This window comes from Pseudomonas sp. KCJK9058, assembly GCF_046230975.1.
GTDB classification, from domain to species: domain Bacteria; phylum Pseudomonadota; class Gammaproteobacteria; order Pseudomonadales; family Pseudomonadaceae; genus Aquipseudomonas; species Aquipseudomonas alloputida.
The window spans coordinates 62,844-80,903 of record NZ_JBJJLR010000003.1; the positions used below are offsets into that span (position 1 = coordinate 62,844).

At 61.6% G+C, this 18,060-nt stretch carries 17 protein-coding genes; 14 read left to right on the plus strand and 3 right to left on the minus strand.

Going from position 1 to position 18,060, the window contains the following annotated elements; translation table 11 throughout:
- Nucleotides 1–36 precede the first annotated feature (36 nt).
- Nucleotides 37–450, plus strand: coding sequence for a YbaN family protein (locus ACK59Z_RS03320; RefSeq protein ID WP_003255065.1), 414 nt, complete (start codon nucleotides 37–39; stop codon nucleotides 448–450).
- Here ACK59Z_RS03320 and arcD (ACK59Z_RS03325) read toward each other — a convergent pair.
- A complete protein-coding gene (gene arcD, locus ACK59Z_RS03325) occupies nucleotides 430–1,857 on the minus strand; it encodes an arginine-ornithine antiporter (protein WP_003255067.1) in 1,428 nt (475 codons plus the stop codon). The two genes, ACK59Z_RS03320 and arcD (ACK59Z_RS03325), sit on opposite strands and share 21 nt — an antisense overlap.
- Nucleotides 1,858–2,292: 435 nt before the next feature.
- On the opposite strand from arcD (ACK59Z_RS03325), the gene arcD (ACK59Z_RS03330) reads away from it, so the two are divergent.
- From arcD (ACK59Z_RS03330) to gltS, 7 genes are all read left to right on the plus strand, one after another.
- Entirely contained in the window at nucleotides 2,293–3,720 is a 1,428-nt protein-coding gene (arcD, locus tag ACK59Z_RS03330) for an arginine-ornithine antiporter (RefSeq protein WP_003255071.1), read from the plus strand.
- 33 nt (nucleotides 3,721–3,753) lie between these two features.
- Nucleotides 3,754–5,007, plus strand: coding sequence for an arginine deiminase (arcA, locus tag ACK59Z_RS03335; protein WP_003255072.1), 1,254 nt, complete (start codon nucleotides 3,754–3,756; stop codon nucleotides 5,005–5,007).
- 69 nt (nucleotides 5,008–5,076) lie between these two features.
- Nucleotides 5,077–6,087, plus strand: coding sequence for an ornithine carbamoyltransferase (locus tag ACK59Z_RS03340; protein ID WP_003255074.1), 1,011 nt, complete (start codon nucleotides 5,077–5,079; stop codon nucleotides 6,085–6,087).
- 164 nt (nucleotides 6,088–6,251) lie between these two features.
- Nucleotides 6,252–7,181 carry a carbamate kinase gene (arcC, locus tag ACK59Z_RS03345; RefSeq protein ID WP_108190467.1) on the plus strand — a complete coding sequence of 310 codons (930 nt, stop codon included), beginning with the start codon at nucleotides 6,252–6,254 and terminating at the stop codon, nucleotides 7,179–7,181.
- Nucleotides 7,182–7,237: 56 nt separating this feature from the next.
- Nucleotides 7,238–7,606: a DUF5064 family protein gene (locus tag ACK59Z_RS03350; RefSeq protein WP_003255077.1), complete on the plus strand. Its 369-nt coding sequence runs from the start codon at nucleotides 7,238–7,240 to the stop codon at nucleotides 7,604–7,606.
- Nucleotides 7,607–7,746: 140 nt separating this feature from the next.
- The gene (locus ACK59Z_RS03355; RefSeq protein WP_003255078.1) at nucleotides 7,747–9,255 is read left to right on the plus strand and encodes a sigma-54-dependent transcriptional regulator; all 1,509 of its coding nucleotides are present in this window, start codon (nucleotides 7,747–7,749) and stop codon (nucleotides 9,253–9,255) included.
- A 127-nt stretch (nucleotides 9,256–9,382) separates the two neighbouring features.
- The gene (gene gltS / locus ACK59Z_RS03360; RefSeq protein ID WP_014860118.1) at nucleotides 9,383–10,588 is read left to right on the plus strand and encodes a sodium/glutamate symporter; all 1,206 of its coding nucleotides are present in this window, start codon (nucleotides 9,383–9,385) and stop codon (nucleotides 10,586–10,588) included.
- Between the two features lie 77 nt (nucleotides 10,589–10,665).
- Here the strand turns inward: gltS and ACK59Z_RS03365 are convergent, their stop codons facing one another.
- On the minus strand, nucleotides 10,666–11,307 hold the full coding sequence (locus tag ACK59Z_RS03365; RefSeq protein WP_409292406.1) for a DUF1109 domain-containing protein: 642 nt from the start codon (nucleotides 11,305–11,307) through the stop codon (nucleotides 10,666–10,668).
- Nucleotides 11,297–11,881, minus strand: a complete 585-nt coding sequence (locus ACK59Z_RS03370) for a sigma-70 family RNA polymerase sigma factor (protein WP_003255081.1) — start codon at nucleotides 11,879–11,881, stop codon at nucleotides 11,297–11,299. The genes ACK59Z_RS03365 and ACK59Z_RS03370 overlap by 11 nt, the downstream gene beginning before the upstream one ends.
- A gap of 224 nt (nucleotides 11,882–12,105) precedes the next feature.
- Here ACK59Z_RS03370 and ACK59Z_RS03375 point away from each other — a divergent pair, with 224 nt between their 5' ends.
- The 6 genes from ACK59Z_RS03375 (at nucleotide 12,106) to gcvP (ending at nucleotide 18,027) form a co-directional block, all read left to right on the plus strand.
- Nucleotides 12,106–12,393 carry a DUF2282 domain-containing protein gene (locus ACK59Z_RS03375; RefSeq protein ID WP_003255083.1) on the plus strand — a complete coding sequence of 96 codons (288 nt, stop codon included), beginning with the start codon at nucleotides 12,106–12,108 and terminating at the stop codon, nucleotides 12,391–12,393.
- Between the two features lie 16 nt (nucleotides 12,394–12,409).
- The gene (locus ACK59Z_RS03380) at nucleotides 12,410–13,243 is read left to right on the plus strand and encodes a DUF692 domain-containing protein (RefSeq protein WP_181318745.1); all 834 of its coding nucleotides are present in this window, start codon (nucleotides 12,410–12,412) and stop codon (nucleotides 13,241–13,243) included.
- Nucleotides 13,240–14,013 carry a DNA-binding domain-containing protein gene (locus ACK59Z_RS03385; protein ID WP_409292409.1) on the plus strand — a complete coding sequence of 258 codons (774 nt, stop codon included), beginning with the start codon at nucleotides 13,240–13,242 and terminating at the stop codon, nucleotides 14,011–14,013. Before ACK59Z_RS03380 ends, ACK59Z_RS03385 begins: the two co-directional genes overlap by 4 nt.
- The gene (locus ACK59Z_RS03390) at nucleotides 14,006–14,473 is read left to right on the plus strand and encodes a DoxX family protein (protein ID WP_014589844.1); all 468 of its coding nucleotides are present in this window, start codon (nucleotides 14,006–14,008) and stop codon (nucleotides 14,471–14,473) included. Before ACK59Z_RS03385 ends, ACK59Z_RS03390 begins: the two co-directional genes overlap by 8 nt.
- 303 nt (nucleotides 14,474–14,776) lie before the next feature.
- Nucleotides 14,777–15,160, plus strand: coding sequence for a glycine cleavage system protein GcvH (gene gcvH, locus ACK59Z_RS03395; protein WP_003255087.1), 384 nt, complete (start codon nucleotides 14,777–14,779; stop codon nucleotides 15,158–15,160).
- 11 nt (nucleotides 15,161–15,171) lie between these two features.
- On the plus strand, nucleotides 15,172–18,027 hold the full coding sequence (gcvP, locus tag ACK59Z_RS03400) for an aminomethyl-transferring glycine dehydrogenase (protein ID WP_409292411.1): 2,856 nt from the start codon (nucleotides 15,172–15,174) through the stop codon (nucleotides 18,025–18,027).
- The last annotated feature ends 33 nt before the right edge of the window (nucleotides 18,028–18,060 follow it).

The following is an 18,060-nucleotide window of genomic DNA, read 5'->3' on the forward strand; positions in this document are numbered from 1 at the left end:
CCCTCCGGTGGCCGAACCGTTTTATGCAGTGAGAACATGACCCGACCAGCCCGCTCGAAACTCGCCCGCCTGTTGTATGGAATCCTGGCCTACGTGAGCCTCGGGGTGGGCCTGGTCGCCATTGTGATTCCTGGCTTGCCGACCACCGAGTTCATCCTGCTGGCCGCCTGGGCCGCCACGCGCAGCTCACCGCGCCTGTCGGCATGGCTGGAGAACCACCGGCTGTTCGGGCCAATTCTGCATAACTGGCGCAACGGCAAGGTGATCCAGCGCCGGGCCAAGGTCAGCGCAACCATCAGCATGCTGCTGTGCGCGGGCCTGATGCTGACCTTTCTGGAACACCACTGGCCGGTATTCCTGGCAATCGCCGGCATGACCCTGGGCAACCTGTGGATCTGGTCACGCCCGGAACACGCCTGCCCTGCCCCGTCACAAGCTCAGCAGCCCTGAATACAAGGCGTAGGCCGCCAGCGCGGCACCCACCAGCACGGCGGCGAAAATCAGCTTTTCCCAGGCCGTGAACAACGTCTGCCCCTGCTCATGCTTGGCCCTCGCGAACAAGATGACGCCAGGGGCGTACAGCAGCGCCGAAAGCAGCAGGTACTTGAGCCCGCCGGCATACAGCAGCCACACGGCATACAGCAGGGCAACCAGCGCCACCAGCAAGTCCTTGCGCCGCAACCTCGGCTGCCCGGCATAGGTTTCTGCGCGCATCGCCAGCAGCACGGCATACGCCGCAGACCACAGGTAGGGCACCAGGATCATCGACGAGGCCAGGTAGATCAGACTGGTGTACGTACCGGCGGAGAACAGCGTAATCAGCAGGAAACCCTGAATCATGCAGTTGGTCAGCCACAGGGCGTTAGCCGGCACATGGTTGGCGTTTTCCTTGGCCAGAAAGCGCGGCATGGTCTTGTCCCGCGCCGTGGCGTAGAGGATTTCGGCACACAACAACGCCCATGAAAGCAAGGCGCCAAGCAGCGAGACCGCCAGGCCGAGGCTGATCAGCAAGGCGCCCCAGGGGCCGACGATATGCTCCAGCACCGAGGCCAGGGAGGGGTTCTGCAGCCCGGCCAGTTCCGGTTGGGTCATGATGCCCAGCGACAACACGTTGACCAGCACCAGCAGCGCCAGCACACCCAGAAAACCGATGACCGTGGCCTTGCCCACGTCTGACCGACGCTGGGCACGCCCGGAATACACGCTGGCGCCCTCTATGCCGATGAACACGAATACGGTCACCAGCATCATGTTGCGCACCTGCTCCAGCACGCTGCCGAATTGTGGGTTGCTCAAGCCCCAGATATCCCGGGTGAAGATATCGGCGCGGAAGGCAAATGCCGCGATCACCACGAAAATCAGCAAAGGCACCACTTTGGCCACGGTGGTGACCTGGTTGATGAAGGCCGCCTCCTTGATGCCGCGCAGTACCAGGAAGTGCACCGACCACAGCAGCAACGAGGCACAACCGATGGCGATGGGCGTGTTGCCTTCGCCGAACACCGGGAAGTAGAAACCCAGGGTGCTGAACAGCAGTACGAAGTAGCCGACATTGCCCAGCCAGGCGCTGATCCAGTAGCCCCAGGCCGAGGAAAAGCCCATGTACTCGCCAAAGCCGGCCTTGGCGTAGGCATATACCCCTGAGTCCAGTTCCGGCTTGCGGTTGGCCAGGGTCTGGAACACGAAAGCCAGGGCCAACATGCCGACTGCGGTGATCCCCCAGCCGATCAGCACTGCACCCACATCAGCACGCGCGGCCATGTTCTGCGGTAGCGAGAAGATCCCGCCGCCAATCATCGACCCGACCACCAGCGCGATCAGCGCGCCCAGGCGCAGCTTCTGTCCCGGTTCGCTCATGAGCCTCCCTTTCTTCCAGCCTGTCATGCGTTTGAAACAGCCTTGCTGGCTATATAAATACCGTTACTTATACTGAAGCCGTGCGCCCAACCTATATCACTAATAACTGCTTTGTCTATGTACCTGCTCCCTCAAAACTAGCAGCAGTCCAGCAACTAGAAAAGAAACTGATAAAACTCGAAATTCTTGTGAAAAATTTGCTAAAGCGGCAAAAGCGGCTAGTTTCAAGCTTCGCAGGCTGAACAGAGCGTTTGCTCTAGAAGGACATGGAGGTGCCAGCACACAAGGCCTGCAGCTCAAGCTGTCGGCACTCTCCAGGAGCACCCGTGAAGGAAATTTCCTACCTTCACGTCGCCTTAAACTGACGTAAGTCAGGTCAAGGCAACGGCGTCGGATCTATTCTGTCGTCAACTTTCTCCTGGCAGGAGTTGTTAAATGTCTGATTCATCCGGAAAACTAAAGCTCGGCGCATTAGTTGCACTTGTCGTCGGTTCGATGATTGGCGGCGGGATCTTCTCGCTGCCGCAAAACATGGCCGCCAGCGCAGGGGTTGGGGCCGTGCTGATCGGTTGGGGGATCACCGCGGTCGGCATGCTGACCCTGGCTTTCGTGTTCCAGACCCTGGCCAACCGCAAGCCTGACCTGGATGGCGGGGTGTATGCCTATGCCAAGGCCGGCTTCGGCGACTACATGGGCTTTTCCTCGGCCTGGGGCTACTGGATCAGTGCCTGGCTGGGCAACGTCGGCTACTTCGTACTGCTGTTCAGCACCCTGGGTTACTTCTTCCCGATCTTCGGTGAAGGCAACACCCCAGCCGCCATCATTGGCGCATCGATCCTGTTGTGGGCGGTGCACTTTCTGGTACTGCGCGGCATCAAGGAGGCAGCCTTCATCAACCTGGTCACCACTGTGGCCAAAGTGGTGCCGCTGGTGCTGTTCGCCCTGATCTGCCTGTTCGCCTTCAGGCTCGACATCTTCACCGCCGATATCTGGGCCGTAGGCACGCCAGAGCTTGGCAGCGTCATGAACCAAGTGCGCAACATGATGCTGGTTACCGTGTGGGTATTCATCGGCATCGAGGGCGCGAGCATCTTCTCGGCGCGGGCGGAAAAACGCACCGACGTGGGCAAGGCAACGGTGATCGGCTTCGTGACCGTGCTGCTGTTCCTGGTGTTGGTCAACGTGCTGTCGCTGGGCATCATGACTCAACCGGAACTGGCCAAGCTGCAGAACCCATCGATGGCTGCCGTGCTGGAGCATGTGGTCGGCCACTGGGGGGCGGTGCTGATCAGCGTCGGCCTGGTCATCTCGCTGCTCGGGGCGCTGCTGTCGTGGGTGCTGTTGTGCGCCGAGATCATGTTCGCCGCAGCCAAGGACCACACCATGCCGGAGTTCCTGCGCCGCGAGAACGCCAAACAGGTACCGGCCAACGCCCTGTGGCTGACCAACGCCATGGTGCAGATCTTTCTGGTCATCACGCTGTTCTCAAGCAGCACCTACCTGTCTCTGATCTACCTCGCCACCTCGATGATCCTGGTGCCCTACCTGTGGTCGGCAGCCTATGCGTTCTTGCTGGCACTGCGCAGCGAAACCTACGAACAGGCCCTGGCCGAACGCAAGAAGGACCTGATCATCGGTGGCATCGCCCTGTTGTACGCCATCTGGCTGCTGTACGCCGGCGGCGTGAAATACCTGCTGCTCTCTGCCCTGCTCTACGCACCTGGCGCCATCCTGTTCGCCAAGGCCAAGCGTGAGGTGGGCAAACCGGTCTTCACCAACGTGGAAAAACTGATCTTCGCAGCCGTGGTCATTGGCGCCCTGGTGGCAGCCTTTGGCCTGTATGACGGCTTCCTGACCCTTTGACCCACGTCTTCGCTCAATTGGAGGAATGAAACCATGTCCGCTGAAAAACAGAAGTACGGTGTCCACTCCGAAGCCGGCAAACTGCGCAAAGTGATGGTTTGCGCCCCGGGCCTGGCGCACAAGCGCCTGACGCCGAGCAACTGTGACGAACTGCTGTTCGACGATGTGATCTGGGTCGACCAGGCCAAGCGTGACCATTTCGACTTCGTCACCAAGATGCGCGAGCGTGGCGTGGATGTGCTGGAGATGCACAACCTGCTGACCGATATCGTGCAGAACAAAGAGGCGCTCAAGTGGATCCTCGACCGCAAGATCACCCCTGATACCGTCGGTGTAGGCCTGACCAACGAAGTGCGCAGCTGGCTCGAAGGCCTGGAGCCACGCCACCTGGCCGAATTCCTGATCGGCGGCGTGGCAGGCCAGGACCTGCCGCAGAGCGAAGGCGCCGAAGTCGTGAAGATGTACAACGACTACCTGGGCCACTCCAGCTTCATCCTGCCACCCCTGCCCAACACCCAGTTCACCCGCGACACCACCTGCTGGATCTACGGCGGCGTGACGCTGAACCCGATGTACTGGCCGGCGCGTCGCCAGGAAACCCTGCTGACCACCGCCATCTACAAGTTCCACAAGGCGTTCACCGAGGCCGACTTCCAGGTGTGGTATGGCGACCCGGACAAGGACCATGGCAATGCCACCCTCGAAGGCGGTGATGTGATGCCGATCGGCAATGGCATCGTGCTCATCGGCATGGGTGAGCGCACCTCGCGCCAGGCCATCGGCCAGCTCGCGCAAAACCTGTTTGCCAAGGGCGCCGTCAAGGAAGTGATCGTCGCCGGCCTGCCAAAGTCCCGCGCCGCCATGCACCTGGACACTGTCTTCAGCTTCTGCGACCGCGACCTGGTCACGGTCTTCCCGGAAGTGGTGAAAGAGATTGTGCCATTCATCATCCGCCCGGACGAAAGCAAGCCTTACGGAATGGATGTACGCCGCATCAACAAGTCGTTCATCGAAGTGGTGGGCGAGCAACTGGGTGTCAAGCTGCGCGTGGTCGAGACCGGCGGCAACAGCTTCGCCGCCGAGCGCGAACAGTGGGATGACGGTAACAACGTGGTGGCCATCGAGCCGGGCGTGGTCATTGGCTACGACCGCAACACCTACACCAACACCCTGCTGCGCAAGGCCGGCATCGAGGTCATCACCATCAGCGCCGGCGAACTGGGCCGGGGCCGTGGCGGCGGCCACTGCATGACCTGCCCTATCGTGCGCGACCCGATCGACTACTAACGACCATTACGCCCGGCCGCACCCATGAAGTGGCGGCCGGGACATCACCGAACTCAAGGAGAAACTGTCATGGCGTTCAACATTCACAACCGCAACTTGCTCAGCCTGGAACACCACACCACCCGCGAGTTGCGCTACCTGCTGGACCTGTCCCGCGACCTCAAGCGCGCCAAGTACACGGGCACCGAGCAGCAGCACCTGAAGGGCAACAACATCGCCCTGATCTTCGAAAAAACCTCCACCCGTACCCGTTGTGCCTTCGAAGTCGCAGCCTATGACCAAGGCGCCAACGTCACCTACATCGACCCCAACTCCTCGCAGATCGGCCACAAGGAAAGCATGAAGGACACCGCCCGTGTGCTCGGGCGCATGTATGACGCCATCGAGTACCGTGGCTTCAAGCAGGAAATCGTCGAAGAGCTGGCCAAGTTCGCCGGCGTACCGGTGTTCAACGGCCTGACCGACGAATATCACCCCACCCAGATGATCGCCGACGTGCTGACCATGCGTGAGCACAGCGACAAGCCGCTGCACGACATCAGCTACGCCTACCTGGGCGATGCCCGCAACAACATGGGCAACTCGCTGCTGCTGATCGGCGCCAAGCTTGGCATGGATGTGCGCATCGCCGCGCCCAAGGCACTGTGGCCACATGACGACCTGGTCGAGCGCTGCAAGCAGTATGCTGAAGAAAGCGGCGCACGCATTACCCTCACCGAAGACCCGAAAGCCGCGGTCAAGGGTGTCGACTTTGTGCATACCGACGTGTGGGTATCGATGGGCGAGCCGATCGAAGCCTGGGGTGAGCGCATCAAGCAGCTCAAGCCTTATCAGGTGAATGCCGAACTGATGAAGTCCACCGGAAATCCTCGGACCAAGTTCATGCACTGCCTGCCGGCATTCCACAACTCCGACACCAAGGTAGGCAAGCAGATCGCCGAACAATACCCGGACCTGGCCAACGGCATCGAAGTGACCGATGACGTGTTCGAATCGCCAGCGTGCATCGCCTTCGAGCAGGCGGAAAACCGCATGCACACGATCAAGGCGATCCTGGTATCGACCCTGGCTGATCTATAGGTAGCCCGCAGTCCCTGTGGGAGCGGGCGTGCCCGCGAAGGCGTCAGCCGCATCATCGATGATGTCAGGTCTGGCCTCTTCGCGGGCATGCCCGCTCCCACAGCGAACTCAGCAGCCTCCGTGCAGCGACAGTCCATTCATTCTTTCGCTAAAGGACATTCCACATGCGTATCGTTGTTGCATTGGGCGGCAACGCCCTGCTTCGTCGCGGCGAGCCCATGACCGCTGACAACCAGCGCGCCAATATCCGCACCGCCACCGAACAGATCGCCAAGATTCACCCTGGCAACGAGCTGGTCATCGCCCACGGCAACGGCCCGCAAGTGGGTCTGCTGTCGCTTCAGGCCCTGTCGTACAAGCCAGACGAGGCCTACCCGCTGGACGTGCTGGGTGCCGAGACCGAGGGCATGATCGGTTACATGATCGAACAGGAACTGGGCAACCTGCTGGCCTTCGAGGTGCCATTCGCCACCTTGCTCACCCAAGTGGAAGTGGATGCCAACGACCCGGCCTTCAAGGACCCGACCAAGTTCATCGGCCCGGTCTACAGCAAGGAAGAGGCCGAGCGCCTGGCCAAGGAAAAGGGCTGGGTGGTCAAGGCCGACGGCGACAAGTACCGCCGCGTGGTAGCCAGCCCGAAACCCAAGCGCATCTTCGAAATTCGCCCGATCAAGTGGCTGCTGGAAAAAAGCAGCATCGTGATTTGCGCAGGCGGTGGCGGCATCCCCACCCTGTACGATGAAAACGGCAAGCTCAAAGGCATCGAGGCGGTGATCGACAAAGACCTGTGCTCGGCGCTGCTGGCCGAGCAATTGGAAGCCGACCTTCTGATTATCGCCACCGACGTCGATGCAGCCTACATTGACTGGGGCAAACCGACGCAGAAGGCCATCGCCCAGGCCCACCCGGACGCGTTGGAAACGCTGGGGTTTGCCGCCGGCTCCATGGGGCCGAAGGTGCAGGCCGCCTGCGACTTTGCCCGCAACACCGGCAAGGTGGCGGTGATCAGTTCGCTGGAGAACATCGAAGGCATCGTCAAAGGCAAAGCCGGCACTCGGGTATCCACCGAGAAGCCGGGGATCAGCTACCGTTGAATGCAGTCGGCGGGCTTACGCGGCCCGCCATTTTCGACCTTCCAAAGGAGATAGCCATGGCCCAGTATCAGCCTGGTCATGTACACATCGAGCGCTCTGCGCTGAACAACGCCGACCACAGCTATGACCTGAACATCGAGTACGAAGCTGTGTCGGACCCCAAGGAAGGCAGAGGCATTCAGTTCCACATGCATGGCAGCATCGAAGGCAAGACGGTGGAAGAAAAGTTCTTCCTGGCCAAGGACCAGGCCTTGCCCAGCTTCCTCATGCTGCTGACCCGCAAGGCGCAGTCGTATCTGGCGCCGCCGAAGAAATTCGAGACCCTGAGTTCGCCGCACAAGCTCTATGACCATATGTTTGCGGACATTCGCGAAAAGCTCGATGTGAAATCGGGCGACCCGATCAAACCTGAACATCTGGAGTGACCCTTTTCGCGAGCAAGCCCGCCCCTACAGCAGCAACCCTGCGGGAGCGGGCACGCCCGCGAATGCGCAACCGCCGACCTTGGGCCTGAACCCCGTCTCAGGGCATACTGGCGGCCTCCGTTGCCAACTGTTCGAACCCCATGCGCATCCACGTCAGCTTCATCGACCGCGTCGGCATCACCCAGGAAGTCCTCGCCCTGCTCGGTGCCCGCAACCTCAACCTGGACGCCGTGGAGATGGTCCCGCCAAACGTCTACATCGACGCCCCCACCCTCAGCCCCGCCGTACTTGAAGAACTGCACGACGCGCTGTTCGAAGTACACGGCGTGCAATCGGTGGACGTGGTCGACATCCTCCCCGGCCAGCGCCGCCACCTGCAGCTCGATGCCCTGCTGGCCGCCATGAGCGACCCGGTGCTGGCGGTGGACAGCGCAGGCCTGGTGCTGTTGGCCAACCCGGCGCTGATCGAACTGTGCGGCCGCGAATCTGCCGGCCGCTCGGTGGGTGAGCTGTTTGGCGACCCCGCGCTGCTGCAGGCGCTGCTGGACAACAACTTCCACCTGCCCATGCGCGAAATGCAGCTGAACGGCCATAGCCTGCTGCTGGACGCCATGCCGATTACCAACGCCGGTGGCCTGCTGACGCTGTACCCACCTTCGCGTATGGGCGAACGCCTGTCGGCCCTGCACCACGACCACGCCGAAGGCTTCGATGCCTTGCTGGGCGAGTCGCCGGCCATCCGCACCCTCAAGGCCCGCGCCTTACGCGTGGCTGCGCTCGATGCGCCGCTGCTGGTGCATGGCGAGACCGGCACCGGCAAGGAACTGGTAGCCCGCGCCTGCCATGCCGTCAGCAGCCGCCATGCGGCCCCGTTCCTGGCGCTGAACTGCGCCGCGCTGCCCGAGAGCCTGGCCGAAAGCGAGCTGTTCGGCTACGCGCCCGGGGCCTTTACCGGCGCGCAACGGGGTGGCAAGCCTGGGCTGATGGAACTGGCCAACCAGGGCACCGTGTTTCTCGATGAAATTGGTGAAATGTCGCCCTACCTGCAGGCCAAGCTGCTGCGCTTTCTCAGCGATGGCAGCTTCCGCCGGGTGGGTGGCGACCGTGAAGTGAAGGTGGATGTGCGCATCATCAGCGCCACCCACCGCGATCTGGAGCGCATGGTCGCCGAAGGCAGCTTTCGCGAGGACCTGTTCTACCGCCTGAACGTGCTTAACCTGGAGGTACCGCCGCTTCGCGACCGTGGCCAGGACATCCTGATGCTGGCGCACTTCTTCATGCAGCAGGCGTGCACGCAGATCCAGCGCCCAGCCTGTCGGCTGACCCCCTCCACCCATTCGGCACTGCTGGCCAACCCTTGGCCGGGCAATGTGCGCCAATTGCAGAACGTGATCTTTCGCGCCGCGGCTATCTGCGAGGGCAACCTGGTGGATATCGGCGACCTGGACATCGCCGGCACCTCGGTGGCACGCGGGCAAGATGGCGAAGTGGCCAGCCTGGAACAGGCTGTAGGTGATTTCGAGCGCGAGCTGTTACAGCGCTTGTATGCCAGCTACCCGTCAACACGGCAACTGGCCGGGCGCTTGCAAACTTCGCACACGGCTATCGCGCAGAGGCTGCGTAAATATGGAATACCCGGGAAACCATGACAGCTGTGGTCAAAACCCATAATTGAATCGGACTTTTCCTAGCCGCTCAGCCACATGTGACTGGAGTGCTCCCCGTAGAATGGCGACATTGCAATTTTGCTTGTCACCCTGAACGAAGAGTACCCTGATGTTCGAACTCGATTTTTACGGGACACTGGTAGCCGCCTCGTTGGTACTGCTACTGGGACGCGGCCTGGTTGCACGCATTGGTTTCCTGCGCGCATACAATATCCCGGAGCCTGTTGCAGGCGGCCTGGTCGTTGCCCTGTTACTCCTGGCATTGCGCAGTTTCGATGTACACGTCCAATTCGATACCTCGTTGCAAACACCGTTGATGCTGGCATTCTTCGCTACCATCGGCTTGAGTGCAGACTTCGCAAGCCTGAAGAAGGGTGGACGCGTGGTCGCCGTATTCCTTCTGGTGGTGACGGGTTTGCTAATGGTTCAGAACGCCATGGGCATCGGCCTGGCAACCGCACTGGGGCTCGACCCGCTGATGGGCCTGCTGGCCGGTTCGATCAGCTTGTCGGGTGGCCACGGTACAGGCGCTGCCTGGGGCGCGACCTTCACTGAGCGGTTCGGCCTGGCTTCGGCTTCGGAACTGGCAATGGCCTCTGCCACTTTCGGCCTGGTGTTGGGCGGTTTGATCGGTGGGCCAGTCGCCCGGTTGCTGATCAAACGGGTCGAAACACCTGGCGTGCAAGAAGAAGCACCGCAGTTACCCAAGGGCTTCGAACAACCCGACAAAGAGCGCCTGATCACATCGTTTTCATTTATAGAAACCTTGGCACTTATTGCGGTCAGCTTACTGACGGGCACATTACTTAATGGCTTGTTGAAAGGCACAGCATTCGAACTACCGACCTTCGTTTGCGTACTCTTCGTCGGTGTAGTGTTGCGCAATGGGCTTCGGGCTTTAGGCGTTTACAAAGTATTCGAACGGGAAGTGTCGGTACTGGGCAATGTGAGTTTGTCCCTGTTCCTGGCCATTGCCTTGATGTCGCTCAAGTTGTGGGACCTGGCAGCCCTGGCGTTACCCTTCTTTACCTTGTTGGCCGCGCAGACACTGGTCATGGCGCTGTTCGCAATCTTCGTGACGTTCAAGGTAATGGGGCGCAACTACGATGCAGCAGTCCTGGCTGCCGGCCACTGTGGCTTCGGCCTGGGTGCAACACCGACAGCCATCGCCAACATGCAGGCGGTGACACAACGCTATGGTGCCTCGCACCTTGCCTTCCTGGTGGTGCCGATGGTGGGGGCGTTCTTCATCGACATCATCAATGTCATCGTGATCAAGCTGTACCTGGCACTGCCCTGGTTTGTTGCGGGTTAAGCGAGGTCACGAACCTGTGAAGCCAGGGCAGGCAATCAGCACGTCGTTCTGAGTTGCGTGGGGCCTGCCGGTACAGCCTACCAACGCAGCATGCGGGGGCCCCACCAGGCCCCGAAAACCGTCGGCACGAGCATGCCGAGGACATACCACACACCCCAGAACGGCACGCCCATTTCCGGACAATGCAGGCAGTAGGCCACCGTTGCGCTCGAGCCCGCCAGCAGGCCACCGGCAGCACCTGCCAGCCGTAACCGGGTGGGCGCCAGGCCTTTCAGCGCCCAGAACACGGTGACAAAGGCCGGCACCGACAGCAACGCGATATTCAGTGCGCAGGTACGCCATGTGCGCCCGAACAACAGGTCGGCGCGCGCCTCCACAGGCGCCCCGGCGATACTCACCGCCGCCCCGCACCAGACCAGCAGCAGTGGCAAGCCAAGCATCTTCCAGCCTGCAGCGCCCTTCCCTCCTGGCCTGGCCAAGCGGCTCGTCAACCACAGCCCGATCAACGCCAAGCTGGTTGGAAAGGCGACTTTGCCCCAGAACAACGGGGTTTGTGCGACCTCTGTGATATCACTGCGTACACCGTAAAGGGTAATTGTCAGCAGCAGTGCGGCGGTCAGCCCGCCCAGCACAGCCACTGCCATCCGATTGCAAACGGCGTGGCGCGGCACTGGCCCTTCGCCTGCAGCCAGCAAGGCGATCAAATCGTCAGTCTTCATGGTTGTTGGCTCCTCCAATCAGCCTGGATAGCGCTTTCAGACCTCGATGTATCCCAACCTTTACCGCTGAACTGGAAAGCCCGGTAAGTTGTGCCGTCTCCTCGACGGACAACCCCTCCAGCTTGACATGAACAATCGGCAGTCGTTGCCGCTCTGGCAGTTGCTTGAGCAGCTTGGTCAGGTCTCGGCTGGCCTCGGCTGATTCAACCTCCGAGACGGCAAACAGTTGCGCATCATCGTCCAGCACATCATGCCGGGCGTCGCGACGTGAAACACTTCGCAGATGATCCGCCAGCTTGTAACGGGCGATCGCCTGCACCCAGGCGGTCAACGGCTGCTGCGGCTGGTACGTGTGGCGCGCGTTATGCACCGCCAGCAGCACATCCTGCACCATGTCCTCTATCTCGGCCGGGCGCCTGCTCAGACGGCTGCGCAGAAACGCACGTACATGCAGCGCAAGCGTGCCAAGAAAATCCTGATAGGCCAGCTGGTCGCCTGTCAGCCCCCGAAGCAACAGTGCTTTCAACCGGGCCTCGCGAGCCTCGAGCTCATCCTGTGAGTTAGTTCGCTGCATGGGTCGCCTGGGTTACACCCTGAATACAATTGACTTGCTTCATCCGCTCCCGGCGTGTGGCACGCAGGTGCTGCAAATATGCCATGCCCTTGGCTTCAACATCAGGTCGTGAAGACACGCCCTGAAAAAATTTCTTCCAAGGCTGTAACCCGTTTTACGCAAGGCACGAATTACTCCATGAGCCGCCGGTAAAGACCACGGCCACATTCTCAGGAGATTGACCCATGAAAACCCTCGCCCTCACCACTGCAGCACTCGCTCTCGCCTCGCTTGCAGGCGTTGCCATGGCGGCCGACAGCACGCAACCCGCAGGCAGTGGCGCTGCCATGGAGAAATGCTACGGCGTCGCCATGGCAGGAAAGAACGATTGCAAGGCCGGCGCCGGCACCAGTTGCGCCGGCAGTGCGAAGAAGGACTACGACGGCATGCACTGGAAAAACGTCCCCGCCGGCACCTGCACATCGATCAAGACACCTGCCGGCATGGGCTCGCTGACACCTCAAAAGTCTTGATCAGGGGAAACCGACCATGAACGCAGACGCACGAATGGGCGCCGGAATCAGCCTGAAGGCCGAGCACTACGACCAGGCGCTGGCGTGCAATCTCGAAGGGCTCTGGTTTGAGGTTCACCCGGAGAACTACATGGTCGGTGGCCCTCGCCTTGCCTGGCTGAACCGAATCGCAGCACTTCACCCGGTCTCATTGCATGGTGTAGCACTTTCGCTTGCGGCTGACGCGCCCCCCGATCAGGACCATTTGCAGCGTCTGCGCGCACTGTGCGATCAGATCGAACCGGTACTTGTATCAGAGCACCTGGCCTGGTCCACCTGGCAGGGGCACTACCATCCAGACCTGCTGCCATTTCCTCGCAGCAACGAAGCCCTGCAGCGCATCGCTGAAAACATCCAGCGATGCCAGGAGGTATTGGGCCGGCGTATATCCATCGAAAACCCCAGTCATTACTTGCAGCTGCAGGGCCATGACTGGGACGAGATCGACTTTCTTGACGAACTGACACGTCGCACCGGTTGTGGCCTGCTGCTGGACATCAACAACGTCTATGTAAGTGCTCACAATCTGGGGTTTTCGGCAACTGCCTACCTGGACCGCTTTCCAGCGCAAGCCATCACAGAAGTTCATCTGGCCGGGCACAGCGATGATGACCAAGGCAGCCTGTTGATCGACTCTCATGATGCGCTGGTGGCCGAGCCTGTGTGGGTGCTGTACCGCCAACTGGTTTCCCGTGTCGGCCCGCGCCCGACACTCATTGAACGTGACGACAAGCTTCCCCCGTTCACCGAGCTGCTTGCTGAACGGTCCATCGCACAGTCGATCATGACTTGCCCGGGTGTATTGCCATGAACCTTTCCCTTGGTCAGTTCCAGCAAGCGTTCATCGAGGCACTCTATTCCCGTCCTGCTCCCGAGCTTTCGGGAGTGACCGAACAAGCGGCGTTCGCGGTTTATCGCAACACGGTGCTGGCCGGCTGCGTGGATGCGCTGCGCGCAAACTTTCCGAGCGTGTGCACACTCGTCGGGCGCGCCTGGATGGATGAGACCGCGGCAGTTTACGCGCGGCAATTCCCCCCCAGCGATCCCCGGCTGATCTGCTATGGCGCAACCTTCCCGGATTTCCTCGAAGACATTCAGTCACAGCACGCTGTGCCGTATCTGGCGGATGTCGCCCGCCTGGACCTGCATTGGACAGAAGCCTTCAGCGCGCCGTACGAAACGTGCCTGAACCTTGTCGACCTGGCAGGCATGACCCCCAGCGACCTTGATCACGGTTGCTTGCCCCCCCGTGCCAGTGCTCGCTGGTACTGGTGCGAGGCGCACCCTGTGTACACCCTGTGGCGCTGCGCCCGCGAGCAGGTTGCCTGGCCCGATGACCAACCATGGGTGGGCGAAGGGGTGCTGTTTGTCGGCACCGCTGATGGCGTATGCCACCAGCCACTGGGAAAAGGTGGCCATGCGTTTCTCAAGGCCTGTGCTGCCGGACAGTCGCTGATGCAGGCCTCGGACCTGGCGCGACACGCTGAAACCGACCTGGATTTCACCGAGATGCTCGGGCGCCTGATGACGGCCCAGGCTTTTCGCTCACTCGCCTTCACAGGAGAACACCACCATGGCTAGTGCCGATTTCACACCTCCGGCCAGCAGCCTGCGGCGCGCCTGGAACCACGTTGCACAGAGCCTCGAGCGGCGTTTGAGCGATGACCTGTTGTGCCTGGTCGCCCGGTTCGGGATCGCCTCGATATTCTTTCTTTCCGGACGCACCAAAGTGGAGGGTTTCCTCACCCTTACACCCGGCACCTATGAGCTGTTCCGCACCGAGTACGCGCTGCCGCTACTCTCGCCCTGGCTTGCAGCGCACCTGGCCGCCTACGCTGAGCACTTGTTCCCGCTATTGCTGGTGCTCGGGCTGATGACCCGGCTATCGGCGCTGGCACTGCTGGGCATGACGTTGGTGATCGAAGTGTTCGTCTACCCCGATGCGTGGCCCACCCACCTGACCTGGGCAGGGCTCTTGCTGCTCCTGGTTGCCCGAGGCGCCGGCGCGTTTTCGCTGGATCATCTGCTGAAAGTGAGATGACCGAAGGCCATTGGCACCTCGCCAGTCCAGGCACCACATGTATCGTTTTCGCTACGTCGTAGCGAAAACGATACACACCCTCCTCGCCGTCGGTGCACAAGGGTTTGATGCTCAAACCCTTTTCCTCTCAGAGGCACCTGTAACGATATCATTCCACACGATAAATACGACTTCTCCGTAAATTTACGTAATCTATTGATAAATAAGAAGTTTTATAGGTTGGCCGCATTATTGCTAAGGGAATCCTACCCTAAGAGCGCGGCGCCACCGCGCCCCCAACGCCCTGCTTCCCGAGGATTCCCCATGAGCGAGTTGCGTTTCACTGAAGATCACGAATGGCTGCGCGTCGAAGCCGATGGCAGCGTCACCGTGGGCATCACCGCCTACGCCCAGAATGCCCTTGGCGACGTGGTTTTCGTGCAACTGCCAGAGTTGCAGCAGTATGAGAAAGGCAGCGAAGCGTCCACCGTCGAATCGGTCAAGGCCGCCAGCGGCGTGTACATGCCACTGACGGGTGAAGTGGTCGAGGTCAACGGCCAGCTCGAAGACAGCCCGGAACTGGTCAACGAAGACCCGATGGGCGAAGGCTGGTTCTTCCGCTTCATCCCTGCCGATGCAGAAGCCGTAACCGCTCTGCTCGACCAGGACGCCTACGACCGCCTGCTCAAAGCCAACGACGACGCCTGAGGAATCCCGCCATGACCATCAACCTCGGCACCGCCAACGAATTCATCGCCCGTCACATAGGCCCGCGCGCCGCTGACGAACAGGCCATGCTCACTGCACTGGGCTTCGACTCGCTGGACGCCATGACCGCTGCGGTCATCCCCGACAGCATCAAAGGTACCAGCGTGCTTGGCTCGCACGACGGCCAGAGCGAGGCCGACGCGCTCGCTGCGCTCAAGGCCATCGCTGGCAAGAACCAGCTGTTCAAAAGCTACATCGGCCAAGGCTACTACAACACCCACACTCCGGCACCGATCCTGCGCAACCTGCTGGAAAACCCGGCCTGGTACACCGCCTACACCCCGTATCAGCCAGAAATTTCCCAGGGCCGCCTGGAAGCGCTGCTGAACTTCCAGACCCTGATCAGCGACCTCACCGGCCTGCCGATCGCCAACGCCTCCTTGCTCGACGAAGCCACTGCTGCGGCCGAGGCCATGACCTTCTGCAAGCGCCTGTCGAAGAACAAGTCCAGCCATGCCTTCTTCGCCTCCGTGCACTGTCACCCGCAAACCCTCGACGTGCTGCGCACCCGTGCCGAGCCGCTGGGTATCGAGGTTGTGGTTGGCGACGAGCGCGAGCTGGGCGATGTCAGCGCCTTCTTCGGCGCCCTGCTGCAATACCCGGCCAGCAACGGTGAAGTGTTCGACTACCGCGAGGTCGTGCAGCGCTTCCACGCGGCCAACGCCCTGGTCGCCGTAGCGGCAGACCTGATGGCCCTGACCCTGCTGACCCCACCGGGCGAATTCGACGCCGATGTAGCCATCGGCAGCGCCCAGCGCTTCGGCGTGCCACTGGGCTTCGGTGGCCCGCACGCGGCTTACTTCGCCACCCGCGACGCGTTCAAGCGCGACATGCCTGGCCGCCTGGTCGGCGTGTCGATCGACCGCTTCGGCAAAACCGCCCTGCGCCTGGCCATGCAGACCCGCGAGCAGCACATCCGCCGCGAAAAGGCCACCAGCAACATCTGCACCGCCCAGGTGCTGCTGGCCAACATCGCCAGCATGTTCGCCGTGTACCACGGCCCTGCCGGCCTCAAGCGCATTGCCGAACGCACCCACGCCCTGACCGCGATCCTCGCCGCCGGCCTGAAGGCGCTGGGCGTACAAGTGGTGGGCGCCAGCGCCTTCGATACCCTGACCCTGGCCACCGGCACTGCCACCGCCAGCCTGCATGACAAGGCACGCGCCCAGGGCATCAACCTGCGCCAGATCGATGCCGCCCATGTGGGCCTGTCTCTGGACGAAACCAGCACTCAGGCTGACGTCGAGTCGCTGTGGCAGCTGTTGGGTGGCGAGCAGGCACAGCCTGATTTCACCGCACTGGCCGCCAGCACCGGTTCCCTGCTGCCTGCCGCCCTGCTGCGCCAGTCGGCCATCCTCGAACACCCGGTGTTCAACCGCTACCACAGCGAAACCGAGCTGATGCGCTACCTGCGCCGCCTGGCCGACAAGGACCTGGCGCTGGACCGCAGCATGATCCCGCTGGGCTCGTGCACCATGAAGCTGAACGCCGCCAGCGAAATGATCCCGGTCACCTGGGCCGAGTTCGGCAACCTGCACCCGTTCGCCCCGGCCGAGCAGAGCCAGGGCTACCTGCAGATGACCACCGAACTGGAGGCCATGCTGTGCGCGGCCACTGGCTATGATGCCGTGTCGCTGCAGCCCAACGCCGGCTCGCAGGGCGAATACGCCGGGCTGTTGGCGATCCGCGCCTACCACCGCAGCCGTGGTGAAGGCCACCGCGATATCTGCCTGATCCCGTCGTCGGCCCATGGCACCAACCCGGCCACCGCACACATGGCTGGCATGCGTGTCGTGGTTACCGCCTGTGACGCCCGTGGCAACGTCGATGTTGAGGACCTGCGCGCCAAAGCCATCGAGCACCGCGAGCGCCTGGCTGCAATCATGATCACCTACCCGTCGACCCACGGCGTGTTCGAGGAAGCGATCGGCGAAATCTGCGCGATCATCCACGACAACGGTGGCCAGGTGTACATCGATGGCGCCAACATGAACGCCATGGTCGGACTGTGCGCGCCAGGCAAGTTCGGCGGCGACGTTTCCCACCTGAACCTGCACAAGACCTTCTGCATCCCGCACGGTGGTGGTGGCCCGGGTGTTGGCCCGATTGGCGTCAAGTCGCACCTGGCGCCGTTCCTGCCAGGCCATGCACAGCTGGAAAACACCCAGGGCGCGGTATGCGCTGCGCCGTTCGGTAGCGCCAGCATCCTGCCAATCACATGGATGTATATCCGCATGATGGGCGGTGCCGGCCTCAAACGTGCCTCGCAGATGGCAATCCTCAACGCCAACTACATCGCCCGCCGCCTGGAAGAGCACTATCCTGTTCTGTATACCGGCGGTAACGGCCTGGTGGCTCACGAGTGCATTCTCGACCTGCGCCCACTGAAGGACACCAGCGGCATCAGTGTCGACGACGTGGCCAAGCGGTTGATCGACTTCGGCTTCCACGCCCCGACCATGTCCTTCCCGGTGGCTGGCACGCTGATGATCGAACCGACCGAAAGCGAGTCCAAAGAAGAACTGGACCGCTTCTGCAACGCAATGATCCAGATCCGCGAAGAAATCCGCGCGGTGGAGGACGGTAGCCTGGACAAGGACGACAACCCGCTGAAAAACGCACCGCACACTGCGGCTGAGCTGGTTGGCGAATGGACCCATGGCTACAGCCGCGAGCAGGCGGTATACCCCCTGGCGAGCCTGGTGGAAGGCAAGTACTGGCCGCCGGTCGGCCGGGTCGACAACGTGTTCGGCGACCGCAACCTGGTGTGCGCCTGCCCGTCGATCGAGAGCTATCAGGACGCCTGATAGCCCTCCCCGCCACCTGGCTTGGGTGGCGGG